Source organism: Micromonospora sp. WMMD712, assembly GCF_029581295.1.
Classification (GTDB): domain Bacteria; phylum Actinomycetota; class Actinomycetes; order Mycobacteriales; family Micromonosporaceae; genus Micromonospora; species Micromonospora carbonacea.
Genome location: NZ_CP120743.1, coordinates 597,501 through 613,586 on the forward strand (window position 1 = coordinate 597,501; position 16,086 = coordinate 613,586).

7 protein-coding genes and 2 rRNA genes (1 of these 9 cut by a window edge) are annotated in these 16,086 nt (G+C 72.6%); 4 read left to right on the forward strand and 5 right to left on the reverse strand.

Annotation, left to right across the window (positions count from 1 at the left end; all coding sequences use genetic code 11):
• From O7633_RS02290 to O7633_RS02300, 3 genes are all read left to right on the forward strand, one after another.
• Positions 1-3,105, forward strand: a 23S ribosomal RNA gene (locus tag O7633_RS02290); it begins 7 nt to the left of the window's first position.
• 89 nt (positions 3,106-3,194) lie between these two features.
• Positions 3,195-3,311: ribosomal RNA gene (gene rrf / locus O7633_RS02295) — 5S ribosomal RNA — on the forward strand.
• Between the two features lie 211 nt (positions 3,312-3,522).
• On the forward strand, positions 3,523-4,338 hold the full coding sequence (locus tag O7633_RS02300; RefSeq protein WP_282325715.1) for a hypothetical protein: 816 nt from the start codon (positions 3,523-3,525) through the stop codon (positions 4,336-4,338).
• On the opposite strand, the gene O7633_RS02305 is transcribed toward O7633_RS02300, so the two are convergent.
• The gene (locus O7633_RS02305) at positions 4,335-4,955 is read right to left on the reverse strand and encodes an L-threonylcarbamoyladenylate synthase (RefSeq protein WP_074476488.1); all 621 of its coding nucleotides are present in this window, start codon (positions 4,953-4,955) and stop codon (positions 4,335-4,337) included. The genes O7633_RS02300 and O7633_RS02305 overlap by 4 nt on opposite strands.
• 85 nt (positions 4,956-5,040) lie before the next feature.
• Between O7633_RS02305 and O7633_RS02310 the strand changes: the two genes are divergently transcribed.
• Positions 5,041-5,442: a hypothetical protein gene (locus O7633_RS02310; protein WP_074476487.1), complete on the forward strand. Its 402-nt coding sequence runs from the start codon at positions 5,041-5,043 to the stop codon at positions 5,440-5,442.
• A 54-nt stretch (positions 5,443-5,496) separates the two neighbouring features.
• Here the strand turns inward: O7633_RS02310 and O7633_RS02315 are convergent, their stop codons facing one another.
• Genes O7633_RS02315 through O7633_RS02330 form a run of 4 tightly spaced genes read right to left on the reverse strand, consistent with a single transcriptional unit; the run spans position 5,497 to position 16,064 of the window.
• Entirely contained in the window at positions 5,497-5,739 is a 243-nt protein-coding gene (locus O7633_RS02315) for an acyl carrier protein (RefSeq protein ID WP_178065507.1), read from the reverse strand.
• Complete coding sequence (locus tag O7633_RS02320; protein WP_282325718.1) at positions 5,739-8,861, reverse strand: amino acid adenylation domain-containing protein; 3,123 nt, start codon at positions 8,859-8,861, stop codon at positions 5,739-5,741. Before O7633_RS02320 ends, O7633_RS02315 begins: the two co-directional genes overlap by 1 nt.
• A 19-nt stretch (positions 8,862-8,880) precedes the next feature.
• Complete coding sequence (locus tag O7633_RS02325) at positions 8,881-10,386, reverse strand: AMP-binding protein (protein ID WP_282325719.1); 1,506 nt, start codon at positions 10,384-10,386, stop codon at positions 8,881-8,883.
• Entirely contained in the window at positions 10,383-16,064 is a 5,682-nt protein-coding gene (locus tag O7633_RS02330; protein WP_282325720.1) for a non-ribosomal peptide synthetase/MFS transporter, read from the reverse strand. Before O7633_RS02330 ends, O7633_RS02325 begins: the two co-directional genes overlap by 4 nt.
• Between the last annotated feature and the right edge of the window lie 22 nt (positions 16,065-16,086).

Consider the following 16,086-nt stretch of genomic DNA (forward strand, 5'->3'; position numbering starts at 1 on the left):
TTGTCAAGGGCGAACGGTGGATGCCTTGGCACCAGGAGCCGATGAAGGACGTGGGAGGCCGCGATAGGCCTGGGGGAGCTGTCAACCGAGCTGTGATCCCAGGGTGTCCGAATGGGGAAACCTGGCTGGAGTCATGTCCAGTCACCTGCACCTGAATTCATAGGGTGTGTGGGGGGAACGCGGGGAAGTGAAACATCTCAGTACCCGTAGGAAGAGAAAACAATAGTGATTCCGTGAGTAGTGGCGAGCGAAAGCGGATTGAGGCTAAACCGGTTGCGTGTGATACCTGTCAGGGGTTGCGTGGTCGGGGTTGTGGGACCCTGCTACACGAGCTGACACTCGTGTGAGGAGTGATAAAGCCAGTGGATAGCCGAATGGTCTGGAATGGCTGACCGTAGACGGTGAGAGTCCGGTAGGTGAAATTTGCTGGTCTTCTGTGGGTGTTCCCGAGTAGCGGCGGACTCCTGTAATCTGCCGTGAATCTGCCAGGACCACCTGGTAAGCCTAAATACTTCCTGGTGACCGATAGCGGACGAGTACCGTGAGGGAATGGTGAAAAGTACCCCGGGAGGGGAGTGAAATAGTACCTGAAACCGTTCGCCTACAATCCGTCGGAGCCTTGCGGGGTGACGGCGTGCCTTTTGAAGAATGAGCCTGCGAGTTAGTGGCATGTGGCGAGGTTAACCCGTGTGGGGGAGCCGTAGCGAAAGCGAGTCTGAATAGGGCGTTTGAGTCGCATGCTCTAGACCCGAAGCGGAGTGATCTAGCCATGGGCAGGCTGAAGCGTGGGTAAGACTACGTGGAGGGCCGAACCCACCAACGTTGAAAAGTTGGGGGATGACCTGTGGTTAGGGGTGAAAGGCCAATCAAACTCCGTGATAGCTGGTTCTCCCCGAAATGCATTTAGGTGCAGCGTCGTGTGTTTCTTGCCGGAGGTAGAGCACTGGATGGTCTAGGGGGCCCACAAGCTTACTGAAATCAGCCAAACTCCGAATGCCGGTAAGTGAGAGCGCGGCAGTGAGACTGCGGGGGATAAGCTTCGTAGTCGAGAGGGAAACAGCCCAGATCACCAGCTAAGGCCCCTAAGCGTGTGCTAAGTGGAAAAGGATGTGGGGTCGCATAGACAACCAGGAGGTTGGCTTAGAAGCAGCCACCCTTTAAAGAGTGCGTAATAGCTCACTGGTCAAGTGGTTCCGCGCCGACAATGTAGCGGGGCTCAAGCACACCGCCGAAGCTGTGGCACTCACATGTTACTTCGCCAGGCCTTGATGTCTGGTGCAGGTGTGTGGGTGGGTAGGGGAGCGTCGTGCCGGGGGTGAAGCAGCGGGGTGACCTAGTTGTGGACGCGGCACGAGTGAGAATGCAGGCATGAGTAGCGAAAGAAGGGTGAGAAACCCTTCCGCCGGATGACCAAGGGTTCCAGGGCCAGGCTAATCCGCCCTGGGTGAGTCGGGACCTAAGGCGAGGCCGAGAGGCGTAGTCGATGGACAACGGGTTGATATTCCCGTACCCGCGAAGGAGCGCCCGTGATGAACCTCGTTGTGCTAACCACCCAAACCATCCAAGGTCTTCGGACTGAGGGTGGGGAGCGTGGGAACCTGGCGGGTAGTAGTCAAGCGATGGGGTGACGCAGGAAGGTAGCTGATCCCGGCCGGTGGTTGTGCCGGGGTAAGCGTGTAGGCCGGTGTGTAGGCAAATCCGCACATCATTCAGGCTGAGACGTGATGCCGAGCCGATTCAGGTGAAGTCAGTGATCCTATGCTGCCGAGAAAAGCCTCTAGCGAGTTCTGAGCGGCCCGTACCCCAAACCGACACAGGTGGTCAGGTAGAGAATACCGAGGCGATCGGGCGAACTGTGGTTAAGGAACTCGGCAAATTGCCCCCGTAACTTAGGGAGAAGGGGGGCCGGAGACGTGAAGCCCCTTGCGGGTGGAGCGTTGTATGGCCGCAGAGAGCAGGGGGAAGCGACTGTTTACTAAAAACACAGGTCCATGCGAAGAAGTAATTCGATGTATATGGACTGACGCCTGCCCGGTGCTGGAACGTTAAGGGGACCTGTTAGCTCCTTTTGGGGGGCGAAGCGGAGAACTTAAGCGCCAGTAAACGGCGGTGGTAACTATAACCATCCTAAGGTAGCGAAATTCCTTGTCGGGTAAGTTCCGACCTGCACGAATGGCGTAACGACTTCCCCACTGTCTCAACCACAGGCCCGGCGAAATTGCATTACGAGTAAAGATGCTCGTTACGCGCGGCAGGACGGAAAGACCCCGGGACCTTTACTATAGCTTGACATTGGTATCTGAGTTAGCTTGTGTAGGATAGGTGGGAGCCGGTGAAGTCCATACGCCAGTATGGGTGGAGGCAATCTTGAAATACCACTCTGGTTGATTCGGGTATCTAACTTCGGGCCGTTATCCGGTTCAGGGACAGTGTCTGGTGGGTAGTTTAACTGGGGCGGTTGCCTCCTAAAGGGTAACGGAGGCGCCCAAAGGTTCCCTCAGCCTGGTTGGCAATCAGGTGTTGAGTGCAAGTGCACAAGGGGGCTTGACTGTGAGACTGACAGGTCGAGCAGGGACGAAAGTCGGGACTAGTGATCCGGCACTTGCGTGTGGAAGCGGTGTCGCTCAACGGATAAAAGGTACCCCGGGGATAACAGGCTGATCTTCCCCAAGAGTCCATATCGACGGGATGGTTTGGCACCTCGATGTCGGCTCGTCGCATCCTGGGGCTGTAGCAGGTCCCAAGGGTTGGGCTGTTCGCCCATTAAAGCGGTACGCGAGCTGGGTTTAGAACGTCGTGAGACAGTTCGGTCCCTATCCGCCGTGCGCGTAGGATACTTGAGAAGGGCTGTCCCTAGTACGAGAGGACCGGGACGGACGAACCTCTGGTGTGCCAGTTGTCCCGCCAGGGGCACGGCTGGTTGGCTACGTTCGGAAGGGATAACCGCTGAAAGCATCTAAGCGGGAAGCCTGCTTCAAGATGAGGTATCCCACCCACCTTTGGTGGGGTAAGGCCCCCAGCTAGACGACTGGGTTGATAGGCCGGAGATGTAAGCTCGGTAACGGGTTGAGTTGACCGGTACTAATAGGCCGAGGACTTGACTACAAAGATTCTGCTCGCGTCCACTGTGCAACTCTGAACAAACAGACGCCCACCCGGTTGGGGTTGTGGGTTGTTTGATATGTTCATAGAGTTACGGCGGTCATGGCGGAGGGGAAACGCCCGGTTACATTCCGAACCCGGAAGCTAAGCCCTCCAGCGCCGATGGTACTGCACTCGGGAGGGTGTGGGAGAGTAGGACACCGCCGGACATTCTTTCGTTTCAGGGCCACCCCATGAGGGGTGGCCCTGAAACGCATTCCGGCCCGAACGCCGCCCGCAGCACCCGGATGCCGCCAGCGTGGGGGTTGCGGTGTGTGCGGCGCTGTCCGGCAGCCGACAGCGACCGGTCCCGTCTCTGGGACTAGGGTCGATACTGCAACGGCGAGCGTCGATGGCGGGCTGTTGTGGAAGGGGCGCGACGTGAGGTTCCGGTCATGGTTGTCCGCAGTGGTGCTGGCCGCGGGCGTCGTGGCCGTGAGCCCGCCCGCCCCTGCGGTGTCGGCCCAGCTCGACCCCGCACCGTCGGTCACGGCGCGCCCGGCGACCGGGTTGTCGGCCTCGTCGGTCGTCAGGGTCACGGCGACCGGCCTGCCCAGGAGGACCGAGGTCTCCATCGTCCAGTGCGACAAGGCCGCCTACGACTACGACGGCAGCCGCATCGGCTGCCCGGTCGTGCACACGACGACCACCGGCCGGCTGGGGCGGATCTCCGAGCGGGTGAACGCCAGCGTCACGGTCTACCGCAGCCGCCCCTACGGAGACGACGAGCCGGTCTACTGCCGCGCGGACATCTGCCGACTCTTCGTCGAGTGGGTTGTCGACGGTGATCGGCAGTCGGTCGCCACGGCGGCCCTGGAGTTCACCGGCGACCCGGCCACCATCACGGCGACCCCGAACAGTGGCCTGGTCGACGGGCAACTGGTGGAGGTCACCGGCACCGCGAAGGGCTCACCCGGTCGGCACGTGACCATCATTCAGACCGCGTGCTACGACATCATCCAGGGCAGCGGCTGCTATGACGACACGCCGCTGGCCACGGTGCCGCTCACCGGGGACGACACGTTCGCGGCGTCCGTGAATGTCCGGTACTGGCCGAGCTGCGCGCCGGATGACTTCATGACGACGTGCGAGCTGCACGTGGTGGTGTACGACGCGCAGGGGCAGCCCGACGGCTCGTTCGGCTCCGGCTGGTCCGGCCCACACCGCGCCTCCCTCGGCTTCGCCCCGGTCGGCTAGGCGAAGCGGGACGGGTCCCCGGCGCCGACGCGGACGATCTCGGGTTCCCCGTCGGAGAAGTCCACCACCGTGGTGGGTTCGGTGCCGCAGTCGCCGGAGTCGACGACCGCGTCGACGACGTGGTCGAGGCGTTCCTTGATCTCCCAGCCCTGGGTCATCGGCTCGTCGTCACCGGGCAGCAGCAGGGTGCTCGACAGCAGCGGTTCGCCCAGCTCGGTGAGCAGGGCCTGGGCGACGGTGTGCGCGGGGATGCGGACGCCGACGGTCTTCTTCTTCGGGTGCAGCAGCCGGCGCGGCACCTCCTTCGTGGCGGGCAGGATGAAGGTGTAGCTGCCGGGGGTGGCTGCCTTGACGGCCCGGAAGACGGCGTTGCCGAGGTGCACGAACTGGCCGAGCTGCGCGAAGTCGCGGCACACCAGGGTGAAGTGGTGGCCGCTGTCGAGGTGGCGGATCTCCCGGATCCGGTCCATGCCGTCCTTGTTGCCGAGCCGGCAGCCCAGGGCGAAGCAGGAGTCCGTGGGGTAGGCGATCAGCCCGTCCCGGCGGATGAGGTCGGCCACCTGGCCGATGGTGCGGGGCTGCGGGTTGTCCGGGTGCACGTCGAGGTACTTCGCCATGGCGGGAAGCTTAGGCCCCCGCCCCTACCTGTCGTCTTCCTGACAGTGTTCAAGAGACGTAAAAGTAGACGGCCATCGTTGTCCCATGGCCGTTCGATCGTTTCGTGGGGGCGGATACGGGGACCTGCTGGGTTCCCCGCCGATGCCCGGCCCCGTGCGGATCACCGTGCTCGTGTTCGCGGTCCTGACGCTGCTGTTCGCCCTGGCGACGGTGCACCGGCTGCTGGTGCAGGACGGCTCGCTGGGCGCCGCGGTGTTCTTCGCCGTCATGGCGGCGGCCTGCGCGCTGGTGGCCGGCACCCTGGCGGCCCGCCGGCCGTGGGCGGCCTACCCGGCGTACGCGCTGTCCGGGCTGTTCGCCGCAGCCTCGCTGGGTCTCTTCGGCGCGATCACGATCGTCGGGCTGGGGCTGCTGGCCTGGGTCCTCTGGTCGCTCAACACACGGCCCGCGCGGGAGTGGTTGAGCGGGCGTCGCCGGCTGCGGTGACGCCGGCAGGGGTGGCGGTGGCGCGGCCCGGGGGGCGCCACCGCCACCCGACGTTCAGCCCCGCGCGACGATCGCCACCAGGTCGTCGACCGTGTCCACCCGCTGACCGGGCGCGGTCAGCTCCACCTCGACGCCGTACTCCAGCTCGAGGGCGTCGACGAGGCGCAGCAGGCCGAGGGAGTCGACGCCCAGGGCCGTCAGCGAGCCGCCGTCGAGCACGTCGACGGCGGACACGTCGCCCCCGGTGGCCTCGCTGACCATCGCGGCGATCCGGGTACGTGGGTCGGTGACGCCCATCAGGGCTCCTCTCGGGACTGGCGGACGATCTGGGCGATCTCCGCGATCGTGGGGGTGTCGAAGAAGGCGTCGAGCGGCACCTCGACGCCGAGCCGCTGCTGGATCCGCCCGCTGATCCGGGTGATGGTCAGCGAGTGCCCGCCCAGGTCGAACAGGTCCTCGTGCAGCCCGATGTCGGGGATCTTCAACACGTCCTGCCAGATCTCGCGCAGCGTCTCCACCACCGGGTCGGCGGGGCCCTGCACCACCGGGTCGGCGGCGTCCTGCGGTGCGGCGGGCGTCGCCGCGGGGGCGTCGCGGCGCGCCGGCGCGGGCAGCGCGGCCCGGTCGACCTTGCCGGTGGGGCCGACGGGCAGCCGGTCCAGCAGCACCCAGTCGGTGGGCAGGACCGCCGCCGGGAGGCTGAGCGCCAAGTGCCGCCGCAGCTCCGCCGGGTCGACGACCGAGCCGGCGCGGGGCACCGCGTACGCGACGAGGCGGGCCTCGCCGTCGCCGTCGGCGTGCAGCGTCGCGGTCGCCTCGACCACCCCCGGGTGCTCCAGCAGGCGGGCGGTGACCTCGCCCAGTTCGAGCCGGTGCCCCCGGACCTTCACCTGGTCGTCGGCGCGGCCGAGGAAGTCGATCCGGCCGTCCGGCAGCCACCGGCAGCGGTCCCCGGTGCGGTACATGCGGCCGTCGGCCGCGCCGGACGGGTCCGGCACGAACCGCTCGGCGGTCAGGTCGTCGCGCCCCCGGTAGCCGGCGGCGAGCCCCGCCCCGGCCAGGTACAGCTCGCCGGGAACCCCGATCGGCGCCGGCCGCAGCGCGGCGTCCAACACGTACGCCCGCACGTTCGGCAGCGGCCGGCCGATGGTCACCGTGTCCGGGTCGGCGGGGACGTCCTCGACGGTGGCGTAGACGGTGGCCTCCGTCGGACCGTACCCGTTGACCAGCCGGGCCGTGCGGGCCCGCAGCTCGCGGGCGAGGGCGACCGGCAGCGCCTCCCCGCCGCAGACCGCGACCAGCGGCCCGGCCGCGCCCGCCGCGTGGTCCGCGCCGAGGCCCGCGTCCAGCAGCACCCGCCAGCCAGACGGGGTGGCCTGGGCGTGGGTCACCCCGGCGGCGCGGACCAGCCGCAGCACGGCCGCGCCGTCGAGCGCGTTGACGCCCGAGGCGACGACCACCCGGCCGCCGGTGACCAGCGGCAGGAACACCTCCACGGCGGAGATGTCGAACGACGGCGAGGTCAGGTGCAGCCAGCGGTGCGCGGGCCCGGCGTCCAGCAGGTCCCGCAGGCCCAGCAGCAGGTTGGTCAGCGCGCCGTGACCGACCGCCACGCCCTTGGGGTGGCCGGTCGAGCCGGAGGTGTAGAGCACGTACGCGAGGTCGGCGGCCGTCGGGGCGTCGGCGTCCGGCCCCGGGCGCGCGCCGGCGAGCAGGTCCACCCCGTCGAGGGCGAGCACCGGCGGGCCGGCGTCCGGGCCGGCGTCCGGCGCGGCGGCGGTCACCACCAGCGCCGGGGCGGCGTCGGCGAGCACCAGCCGCTGCCGCGCTGCCGGGTGGCCCAGGTCGACGGGCAGGTACGCCGCCCCGCAGCGCAGCACCGCCAGCATCGTCGCCACCGTCCGCCAGGACCGGTCCAGCGCCACCGCGACCAGCGAGCCCGGGCCGACGCCCCGCCCGCGCAGCAGCGCCGCGAGCCGGCCGGCGGCGGCGTCGAGCTGGGCGTAGCCGAGCCGCACGTCGCCGTCGACGACGGCCACCGCGTCCGGGTCGGCGGCGACCCGGGCGGCGAACAGCTCGGGCACGGTGGTGTCCGGGTACGCCCGCGAGGGGCCGGTGCCGGCCCGGGTCACCCGGTCCCGCTCGTCGGCGGGCAGCACCGGCAGGTCGGCCACCGGCCGCCGGGGGTCCGCCACGACGGCGGCGAGCAGGGTGCGCAGGTGCCCGCCGATGCGGTCGACCGCGTCGGTGTCGATGGCGGCCGGGCTGTGCTGGAGGCCGACGTCGATGCCCGTCGGGCCGTCCACGACCTGCACGTGCAGCGCGTTGCGGGCGGCGCCGCCGAACAGGGTCCACTCCACCTCGGCGGCCACCCCGGCGAACGCGGGGTCGTCGCCGCGCCGGCGGTAGCCGACCGACACCGCGGTGAGCGCGGGCGCGGGGCGCAGCCCCGGCACGGCGTGGGCCAGCGGCACGTGCCGGAACCGGTACACCTCGCGTAGCCGGGCCCGCACCGCGCGGGCGTGCGCGGCGAACGAGCCGTCGGCGGGGTCGTCGGCGGTGACCGGCAGCTCGTTGACGAACAACCCGACCCGGTCGGCCTGCCCCGGGGTGCGGGTGGAGAGCGTGACGCCGACGGGCACGCCCCGGTTGCCGTAGCGGTGCAGCAGGGCGTGCACGGCGGCGAGCAGCAGCTCGAAGCGGGTCACCCCGAGGCCGGCGGCGGCCCGGCCCACGCCGTCGACCAGGTCGGCGGGCAGCGCCACGGCCACGACGCCGCCCGGCTCCGCGCCGGTGGGCACCCGGCGCAGCCCCGGCAGGACCACGTCGACGGCGTCGGGCCGGTGCCGCGCCCAGAACTCGCGGGCGGCCGGCAGGTCGACGGCGACGCGGTCCCGTTCGGCCGCCGCGTCCCCGGCGTACCCGTCGGGGCGGGGCGTGGCCTGCGCCGCCGTCCCGGCGAGCGCGGCGGCGTACGCGTCGGCCAGGTCGCGCGCCAGCACGTCCTTCGACATGCCGTCGAAGGCGAGGTGGTGGACGCAGACCAGCAGCAGGTGCCGCCCGTCGGCGGCGGTCAGCAGCGTGAACCGGGCCAGCGGGCCGACCCGCAGGTCGTGCGGGCGGGCCAGCTCCTCGGCGACGCGGGTGTCGGTCCACTCGCCGAAGGCCACCGAGGCGCGCCCGGCGGCGGGGGCCAGCCCCGGCGTGCCGTCGGCGTCGGTGACGACCCGGGCGCCCAGCACGGGGTGCCGGTCGGCCACGGCGGCGCACGCCTCGACCAGGGCCCGGCGGTCCAGGCCGGCGGCGAACCGGACGCCGAGCGCCATGTGGTACGCCGCGCCGGCGACCCCGGCCTGCTCGGTGAACCAGACGGCGTGCTGCGCGGATGTCGCCTCGGCGGTGCCCACATGCTCTCCCATGGATCGGTGTCGGGGTGGATCAGTTGTCGAACAGGCCGGTGAGCTGCCGCTTGAGCACCTTGCCGCCCTCGTTGCGGGGCAGCTCGGCGAGCAGCAGCAGCCGGGCGGGAAGCTGGTAGTCGGCGAGCCGGTCGGCGAGGAAGGCGCGCAGCGCCGGCAGGGTCAGCCCGGCGGCGTCGGCGTGCGGCCGGGCCACCACGGCGGCGGCGACGGCCGAGCCGAGCACCGGGTGCGGCACGCCGACGACGGCCGCCTCGGCGACGAGGGGGTGCTCGTGCAGCGCCGCCTCGACCTCCAGGCTGGAGACCTTGAACGCGCCGGACTTGATGACGTCCTGGTGCCGGTCGGTGAGGTAGAGGTAGCCGTCGGCGTCGACGCGTCCGACGTCGCCCATCCGCACCCACCCGGCCCGGAAGGTGGCCCGGTTGGCGTCGTCGTCGCGGTAGTAGGCGCGGGGGTACGGCGCGCGCAGCCACACGTCGCCGGTGACGCCGGGCGGCAGCGGGTTGCCGTCGGCGTCGGCGACGCGTAGCTGCCCGCCGACCGGGCGGCCCACCGCGTCCCGGCGCGCCGGATCCCAGATCATCGTGGTCTGGGCGGGGGCGGCCTCGGTGGAGGTGTAGTAGTTGACGATGGTGGCCTCGGGGAAGGCCGCGGCGAGCCGGGCCGCCACGGCCGGCGGCAGCGCCGCCGCGGTCGACCCGATCAGGTGTACGCCGGAGGCGTCCCGGCCGCGCAGCGCCCCCGAGTCGAGCAGCTCGATGGCCATCGACGGGACGACGAACAGCGTCCCCGTGCCCGGGGTCTCCACCAGCCGGGCGAACCGGACCGGCGTGAACGTGGGCAGGGTGAGCGCGCCGGCCTTCGCGGTCAGCGCGTTGAACAGCATCGTCTGCCCGGCGTTGGTGCCGATGGCGAACGCGTGCAGGAACCGCTCCGAGTGGGCCAGCGCCAACCGGCGCGGGTGCGTCGGCGCGCCGGCGGTCAGGTTGGCGTGGCTGGCGGCGACGCCCTTCGGGCGGCCGGTCGTGCCGGAGGTGTAGAGGATCTGCGCGAGGTCGCCGGGGCGTACCGGCGGGGGGTCGGCGGCGTCGGCGGGCCCGGCGGCCAGGTCGGCGGCCCGCCACACCGGCAGCCCGGCGGGGGCGGGCGGGGCGGCCGTGGCGTCGCCGTGCACGACGGCGGCGGCCCCGCAGTGGGTCAGCGCGTGGCCGAGCTGCCCGGCGGCGAGCCGGTCCGACAGCGGCACCGCGACCGCGCCGGCCCGCAACACCCCGCAGTACGCCACCGCGAAGCCGGTCCAGTCGCGGGCGCCGAACACCAGGCCGACCCGGTCGCCGGGGCGCACCCCCCGGCCGCGCAGGCCGGCGGCGACGGCCGCCGCGCCGGCCGACCAGTCGGCGAAGGTCAGCGCCCGCACCCCGGCCACCTCGACGGCGACCCGGTCGGGGTGCAGGGCGGTGCGCCAGGCCAGCAGCTCCGGCACGGTCCGGGCGGCCGGCGGCGCGGCAGTCGCCGCGGTCACCGCGACCCGCCCTGGGCCTGCCCCGCGTCGGCGGCGGCGCGGGCCGGACGCCCGGCGGCGCGGGCCTCGCGTTCGGCGATGCCGACCAGGTCGTCCGGCGGCGCGTCGGGCACCTCGTCGTCGAACCGGGCCAGCACCGGCGTGGCCAGCGCCACGAGGGCGGTCAGCGCGATGCACACCCCGAACACGACGTAGAGCAGGCCGTGGCCCCGGCCCGGGCCGACGCCGATGACCGCGCCGACCGTGCCGGCCAGCGCGCCGCCGGGCAGCAGCAGCGGCTCGGCGACCCGCGCCGCGAACGGGGCGACGAGCCCCCAGCCCAGCGGCATGGTCGACCAGGCGATCATCTGGTTGAGCGCGAACACCCGGCCGTGGAAGCGCGGCGGCACCTTCGTCTGGATGATCGTGTTGTAGACGCCGTTGACGACGCCGAGGGCCAGGTACATGCCGAACGCGCCCGCCCCGACCACCAGCGGATCCGGCCGCAGCCCGGTCAGCACGGCCGCCGCCGCGATGCCGAGGGTGCCCAGCAGCACCGCCCGCATCCGGCGGCGGCTCGGGCCGCCCCAGACCAGCATCACCAGGCCGCCGACGGCCGCGCCGACGCCGCCGGCCAGCGCGATCCGCGCCACCTGGTCCAGGTCGGCGAAGCCCAGCACCAGCGGGGAGAGCAGGTACAGCGCCGGGAACAGGAACAGGTTGAGAGCGGCGAAGAACGCCAGCATCGCCCGGAACTCGCGGCGGCGCAGCGCGTACCGCAGGCCGGCGGCCATCTCCTCGCCGATGCCCTCGCGGCGTTGCAGCGCCAGGGTGCGGGGGAACCTGACGAGCCCCAGCACCCCGACCGCGAACACGTACGAGGCCACGTCGATGAGCAGGATGCCGCGCAGCCCGACGGCGTCGAGCAGGGCCACCGCGACCAGCGGGACGGTGAACTGGGTCAGCCCCATCGCGGTCTGGGTGACGCCGTTGGCGTGGCCGAGGAAGCGCTTGGGCACGAGCTGCGGCACCGCCGAGACGAACGCCAGGCGTTGGAACGCCAGCGCCACCGACAGCCAGGCGACCAGCGGGTAGAAGTGCCACACCTGCGCCCGGTCGGCCAGCACCAGGGCGGCCAGCACCGCGTTCGCGCCCCCGGCGGCGACGCCGGCGGCCAACAGCACCCGCCGCCGGCTGCTCCGGTCGATCACGGCCCCGGCCAGCGGCGCGACCAGCAGCCCCGGCAGCAGGCCGAGCACGGCGAACAGGGCGAACCGGGCCAGCGACCCGGTCTCCAGGTAGATCCACAGGGGGATCGCGAAATTGGTCAGCGCGGTGCCCATGCCGGAGACCACCTGGCCGGCGGCGACCAGGCCGAACCGGCGCATGCTCGGCTCGGGGGCGGCCGCGGACCCCGGAGCCTGCGCCGCCCCGGCCGGGCCGGCGGGCCGGCGGGAGATCCCGGCGAGCTGCCACGCGGGCTCCGCGCCGGCCGGCGCGCCGGGCCCGGCGGCCGCGTCCCCGGCCCCGGGGTCGGCTCGCGGCGCCTCGGCCGGCGAAGGCGCGGTGGCGGCCGGGTGCGCGGGCGGGGCCGGGGCGTCGAGCTGCCGGTGCACGGTCGTGACGATCTCGGCCAGCTCGGCGGCCCGGTACTTCAGGAAGTAGTGCCCGGCCTCGTCGACCACGGCGAGGGCGGTGCGGTCGCTGAGGAAGTGCCACTCCCGGAACCGCTCGGCGTGGTAGTCGGTGCTGCGGTCCCGCTCGCCGACCACCGAGATCAGCGGGGCGCGCAGCGGGGTGACCCGCCGGCGCATCAGCTCGGTGAAGTACTCCTCGGAGACCCGGGCGTCGTGGCGCATCGCCCGGATCAGGAACGCCACCTCGTCGGGGGCGAGCGAGCCGACGGAGGTGCCCTGCGCCTGCAACCAGGTGCGATAGATCCGGTCGCTGCGGATCCGCTCGGCCAGCCGCAGCCGCAGCAGCGGCCCGAGCGGCCCCCCGGCGGGACGGCCGAACGGGAACACCGCGCCGAGGTACACGGCGTCGAGGTCGCGTCCCCGCGCCTCCAGCAGCCGGGCCACCTCCACGGCGAGGGCGCCGCCGGGGCCGCAGTGCCCGTACAGGATCACCGGGCCCGGCACCCGGGCCAGGATCTCCTCGGCGACCCCGGCGGCGACCTGGTCGATCGGCGCGGGGTCGTCGGCCAGCCCGATGTCGTGGCCCGGCATGGCCACCGACAGCAGCCGGTACCCGGCGGGCAGCGCGTCGGCCAGCGGCTGGTAGACCACGGCGCTGCCGCCGCCGTACGGGACGCAGACGAGCGTGGCCACGCGGTCGGCGGCGGCCACCGGCGGGGTCAGCTCGTGCAGCAGCCCCGCCGGCCCGGTGTCGCCCCCGGCGGCCAGGGCGGCCAGCTCGCGGACGGTCCGGTGCCGGAACAGGTCCATCACGCTGACCGTGCCCGCCGCGCCGCCGGCCACGGCGGGCAGCTCCCGGCGCAGCCGGGCCACCACCTGCGTGGCCAGCAGCGAGTGCCCGCCGAGGTCGAAGAAGTCGTCGGTCGCGCCGACCTCGGCCACCCCCAGCACGGCCTGCCAGATCGCGGCGACCAGCGTCTCCACCGGCCCGGCCGGCGGCACCCGCTCGCCGGCGGGGACCTCGTCGGTCGGCGCGGGCAGCGCCCGCCGGTCCACCTTGCCGTGCTCCTGCAACGGCAGCCGGTCCAGCACCACCCACCGAGAGGGCACCATGTGCTCGGGCAGCCGGTCGGCCAGGACGCGGCGCAGCCGCGCCGGCTCCGGGGCGTCGGCGTCGGGCGTCGGCTCCAGGTAGGCGACGAGCCGGTCGTCGCGCAGCAGCACCGCCGCCTGGTGCACGCCGGGGCAGTCGCGCAGGGCGGCCTCGACCTCGCCGAGCTCCACCCGGTAGCCGCGGATCTTCACCTGGTGGTCGCGGCGGCCCAGGAACACGAGCTGCCCGTCGGCGCGCCACCGGCCCAGGTCGCCGGTGCGGTACAGGCGCGCCCCCGGCGGCCCGTACGGGTCGGGCACGAACCGTTCGGCGGTCAGGCCGGGCCGGTGGAGGTAGCCGCGCGCCAGGCGGTCCCCGCCCAGGTACAGCTCGCCGGGCACCCCCACGGGCACCGGCCGCATCCGCTCGTCGAGCAGGTGGACCCGGGCGTGCGGCAGCGGCCGGCCGGTCGGCACCGGGCCGTCGGCGGGCCCGTCGGCGGTCACCTCGTAGGTGGCGACGCCGACCGTGGCCTCGGTGGGGCCGTAGTGGTTGAACACCCGGGCCGTCCCGGCGGCGGCCAGCGGCGCGATCCGCTCCAGGTCGGACGCCTCGCCGCCGAGGATCAGCGCCCGGGCGGGCAGCAGGTCGCCCGGCCCGGCGTCGGCGGCCAGCGCCGCCAGGTGCGACGGGGTGATCTTCAGGTAGTCGATGCGGTGCGCGCGGAGCTGCTCGGCCAGCTCCGCGCCGGTGCACCGGCGCGGCACCAGGTGCACCGTTCCGCCGGTGGCCAGCGCCAGGTAGAAGACGGTGACGGCGAAGTCGAACGACATCGACTGCAACAGCGCGTACCGGGCGGCCGGGACGACGGCGAACCGGTCGGCCACCCCGTCGAGGTAGCGCAGCACCTGCCGGTGCGCGACGGCCACCCCCTTCGGGACGCCGGTGGACCCGGAGGTGTAGATCACGTACGCCAGGTCGCCGCCGCTGCCGGCCCCGGGCGGCGTGTCGGGCCGGGCGGCCACCTCGGCGGCGATCTGCTCCAGGCAGGCCACCGCGACGCCCGGGGCGTCCGGGTCGGCCGCCCGCGTGGCGGCCGGTTCCGCCGGCAGCCGGTCGCGCAGCCCGGCGCTGGTCAGCACCACGGCGGGCCGGGCGTCGGCGAGCATCAGGCCCGTCCGGGCCGGCGGCTGCTCCGGGTCCAGCGGCAGGTACGCCCCGCCGGCCCGCAGCACCCCCAGCAGCGTCACGGCCAGCTCCACCGACTGTTCCAGCAGCACCCCGACCAGGACGTCGGGGCCGACCCCGCGCCCGCGCAGCCAGTGCGCCAGCCGGTTGGCCCGCCGGTCCAGCTCCCGGTAGGTGATCGCGTCCGCGCCGCACACCACGGCCGGCGCGTCGGGGGTCGCGGCGGCGTGCGGGGCGACCAGGTCGGCCAGGGTGGCCGCCGCGCCGGTGACCCCGGGCCCGCCGTCGGCCGCGGGGTCGCCGCCGGGTTTCGGGTCGCCGCCGGGCGTCGGGTCGTCGCCGTCGGGGCGGGCCAGCGCCAGCACCCGGTCGCGTCCGGCGTCGCCGAGCAGGTCCAGGTCGACCACCGGCAGGTCCGGCCGGGCGACCGCCGCGCGCAGCAGGGCGTCGAGGCTCGCGGCCAGCCGGACGACCGTGTCGGCGTCGAACAGGTCGCTGTTGTAGACGACCATGCCGCGCAGCCCGTCGGCGGCCTCGCTGACGTACAGCGACAGGTCGAACCGGGCCGCGGCGGCGTCCGCGCCGAGGCTCTCGCTGCTCAGCTCCCGTGGCCACCGGCCGCCGCCGCGGGCGTAGTTCTGCAACGTGAACAGGACCTGGAACACCGGGGAGCGGCTGACGTCGCGGGGCACGTTCAGCTCCCGGACCAGCCGTTCGAAGGGGATCTCCTGGTGGGCCAGGGCGCGCACGACGGTGCCGCGGGTGCGCCGCAGCAGGTCGGCGAAGCTGGGCTCGGCGGCGGGGGAGTCGGCGGTCGCGCCGATCGGGGCAAGGTCGGCGCGCAGCGCGAGGGTGTTGACGAACAGGCCGACCAGGTTCTCCAGCTCCGGCACCACCCGCCCGGCCACCGGGGAGCCGATGGCGAAGTCCCGCTGGCCGCTGTAGCGGAACAGCACCGCCTGCAGGCCGGTGAGCAGGGTCATGTAGAGGGTGGCCCGGTGCGCGCGGCTGAGCCGGCGCAGCCCGTCGGTCAGGTCGGCGTCGACGGTGAACCGGTGCGTGCCGCCCGCGTACGACTGCACGGCCGGTCGGGGCCGGTCGGTGGGCAGCTCCAGCGGGGGCACCCCGGCCAGCGCGCCGGCCCAGTACGCGAACCCGTCCCCGGACGCGGGCCCGTCGAGGCGGTCGCGCTGCCAGGCGGCGTAGTCGACGTACCCCACGGTGGGGGCCGGTGGCGGCGGCCCGCCGTCGCGCAGCGCGGCGTAGCCGGCGGCCACGTCGCCCAGCAGCAGGTCCAGCGACCAGCCGTCGCTGACGATGTGGTGCATGGCCAGGTGCAGCACGTGGTCGTCGTCGGCGAGGCGGATCACCAGCGCCCGCAGCAGGGGAGCGACGCCGAGGTCGAACGGGGTGCGCACGGAGGCGGCCACCAGCTCGCGGGCGTCGGCCAGCGACGGCGCGTCGACCACGGTGACCGGCACCCGCGCCTCGGGCAGCACCGCCACTACGGGCTCGCCGTCGGCGTTCTCGGCGAACCGCATGCGCAGGCTGTCGTGCCGGGCGGCGGCGCCGTCGAGGGCCGCGCGCAGCAGGTCGACCGCCAGGGGGCCGCGCAGCCGGGTCGTCGACCAGACGAGGTACGCGGCGGTGCCGGGGGTCAGCTGCTCGGTGAACCAGATCCGCTCCTGGCCGAATGACAGCGACGGTTTCTCCGCAGAACGGTGGAACGTCGTTTTCGGCGGGGTGTATGTGGCCCGCGTCGGTACGTCAACATTGGTCACGCGGAAGCCTTCTCACACGCCG

What these genes read in the sequence shown, in the direction of transcription:
- O7633_RS02305 (WP_074476488.1), bottom strand. Translation starts at nt 4,955, where the DNA reads ATGGCGAAGTACCTCGACGTGCACCCGGACAACCCGCAGCCCCGCACC.
- O7633_RS02310 (WP_074476487.1), top strand. Translation starts at nt 5,041, where the DNA reads ATGGCCGTTCGATCGTTTCGTGGGGGCGGATACGGGGACCTGCTGGGT.
- O7633_RS02320 (WP_282325718.1), bottom strand. Translation starts at nt 8,861, where the DNA reads ATGGGAGAGCATGTGGGCACCGCCGAGGCGACATCCGCGCAGCACGCC.
- O7633_RS02315 (WP_178065507.1), bottom strand. Translation starts at nt 5,739, where the DNA reads ATGGGCGTCACCGACCCACGTACCCGGATCGCCGCGATGGTCAGCGAG.